We start from the raw sequence: 1,513 nt of genomic DNA, 5'->3' as shown, positions 1-1,513 counted from the left end.
AGCGAGCGATGTCTCGCGTTCGTAACGCAGTAGTACCAAGCCGCGCCTGGTCCAATCAGACCTCCACCTTCTGCCCCGGATGTCGTGGCGCCAGCGATGGCGCTACGAGGCTCGGCATAGACGGAGCGACGGTCGGCCCGATTGCCTTCAAGATCGCCGCCACGATGACCGGCTTGCGCAGCGGCTTGGCGAGAAAATCGGACATCCCGGCTTCGCGGCATTGCTGGATATCGTCTGGAAAGGCATTGGCTGTAAGTGCGATGATCGGCAGCTCCGCGAGCCTGCCGCCGCGGGCACGGATCGCGCGTGTGGCCGCGAGGCCATCCATTTCCGGCATCCGCACATCCATCAGCACCAGGTCGAACGCCTGCGCGCAGGCAGCCTTCACGGCCTGCGCGCCGTCGGGAACGATCAGCCTGTCGATCGCGAATTCCTGCAGCATTTTTGAAACCACCATGCGGTTGGTGGCATCGTCTTCGGCAATCAGCACCCGCAACGGCCGCCCCAGCGCCGCGATGCGCGTCTTGAGATCGCCGGCGCCGACCCGATCGCCGCGCTGATCCGAGATCTGCGTGTCGCTCCATGGCAGCGACAGCGTGAAGCCGAAGGTCGATCCCTCCCCCGGCACGGAGGTGACGTCGATCGTGCCGCCCATCTGCTCGATGATGCGGCGGCTGATGGCGAGCCCCAGCCCCGTGCCGCCGAACCGGCGATTGATCGAAACATCGGCCTGCGTGAAATCGGTAAAGAGGCGGCTGACCTGATCCGGCGCAATCCCAATGCCGGTGTCGGAGACACGCCATTCCACCATCGCACGATCGCCCTCGCGCATCCGGCAGCTTGCGGCGATGGTGATGCCGCCGCGCTCGGTGAACTTCACCGCGTTCGAGGCGAGGTTGATCAGCACCTGGCGGATGCGGGCGACGTCCCCTTTGAGCGCAGGCGGAAGGTCGGCCGCGATCTCGGCCTTGACCAGCAGGCCCTTGGCCTTGGCGTTCACCCCGATGATCGCGGCGACGGCTTCGACCAGAGCGGCCGGCGAGAAATCGACCGACTCGAATTCGAGACGGCCGGCGTTGAGTTTCGAGAGGTCGAGAATGTCGTTCAGAATCCGCTGCAGATTGTCGCCGGACTCGCGGATCGTCACCACCGCCTGCCGCTGCTCGGGATCGAGCCTGGTCTCCAGAAGCGTCGTGGCCAGCCCGAGAACTCCGTTCATGGGCGTGCGGATCTCATGGCTCATCATCGCCAGGAAGTCGGATTTGGCGCGGCTCTCGGCTTCCGCCTGCTCCGCCCGCCAGCGCTCGGTGACATCGCGACCGAAACCGCGATAGCCGGCGAAATGGCCGTCATAGTCGAAAGCCGGTTTCGCGGTGAGCGCCCAGCGCCGCCGCTCCCCGCCGGCCACGACATGGAGAAACAGCTCGGGGATCGGCGCCTTGTTGTCCATTCGCTCAGTCAGTGCAGCGAGCGCCTTGGCCTCATCAGGACAAAGCATGCGCAAGGTGTCGAC

Annotated in this window: 1 protein-coding gene; it reads right to left on the bottom strand. The window is 65.4% G+C overall.

Going from position 1 to position 1,513, the window contains the following annotated elements; translation table 11 throughout:
- Positions 1-55: 55 nt before the first annotated feature.
- Positions 56-1,513 (bottom strand): ATP-binding protein (locus tag BRAS3843_RS09125; protein WP_035981209.1); only part of this gene is annotated, 1,458 nt, incomplete at its 5' end.

This window comes from Bradyrhizobium sp. STM 3843 (assembly GCF_000239815.1).
GTDB lineage: Bacteria > Pseudomonadota > Alphaproteobacteria > Rhizobiales > Xanthobacteraceae > Bradyrhizobium.
Note: the sequence above shows the minus strand (reverse complement) of the source record. Positions and strands in the feature narration are given on the sequence as shown.